Origin of the sequence: Cellulomonas fimi, from assembly GCF_028527925.1 — a bacterium.
GTDB classification, from domain to species: domain Bacteria; phylum Actinomycetota; class Actinomycetes; order Actinomycetales; family Cellulomonadaceae; genus Cellulomonas; species Cellulomonas fimi_C.
Genome location: NZ_JAPESW010000139.1, coordinates 1 through 803 on the forward strand (window position 1 = coordinate 1; position 803 = coordinate 803).

The 803-nt window shown below is 76.0% G+C and carries 1 protein-coding gene; it reads left to right on the forward strand.

Going from position 1 to position 803, the window contains the following annotated elements:
* Positions 1-5: 5 nt before the first annotated feature.
* The coding region (locus OMK64_RS20135) for an MFS transporter (protein WP_272730130.1) at positions 6-803 on the forward strand (798 nt) is incomplete at its 3' end.

The window sequence follows — 803 nt, forward strand, 5'->3', positions numbered from 1 at the left end:
AGGGCCTGCAGAAGGCGGTCAGCACGATGAACGCCATCGGGCAGGCCGGCGGGCTCGTCGGCCCCGCCGCCGCCGGGTTCGTCATCGCGCACTGGGGCGAGGGCTGGGCGTTCACCGTCAACGGCGTCGTCGCGCTGTGCGTCGTCGCGGTCGTCGCGTCGATGCGCGCCCGCGAGCTGCACCCCGCGCCACGTGTCCCCCGCGCCCGCGGCCAGGTCCGCGAAGGCGTCCGGTACGTGCTCGACCGGCCGCGGCTCGCGTGGGTCATCGTGCTCGCCGGGCTCATGGGCGCCCTCGGGATGAACGGTCCCGTCGTCCTCACCGCGTTCGCGCAGGACGTCTGGCACACCGGCGCCGCCGGGTTCGGGCTCTACAACGCCGTCAGCGCCGCCGGGGCGTTCGTCGGCGTCGTCCTCGGCGGGCGGTACCTGCGGCTGCGGACCCGCAACGTCGTCGTCGCGTCCGGGCTGTTCGCCGTGACCGAGGCCCTCGCCGCGCTCTCGCCGACGCACGGCGTCTTCCTCCTCATGCTCGGCGTCGTCGGCGGGGCCACGCTGCTGTTCCTCATGGCCGCGAACACGCTCGTCCAGCTCACCGCCGACCAGCCCCTGCGCGGCCGCGTGCTCGCGCTCTACTCGCCGCTGCTCCTCGGCGGTCACGCGCTCGGCGGGCTGCTGCAGGGCTGGCTGACCGAGTGGCTCGGCGTGCGCGCGGGCCTCGTCGTCACCGGCGCCCTCGCGCTGCTCGCGACCGCCTTCGTCGCCACGGCGCTGGCCCAGGTGGGCCACCTCCGCCCGGCCCTG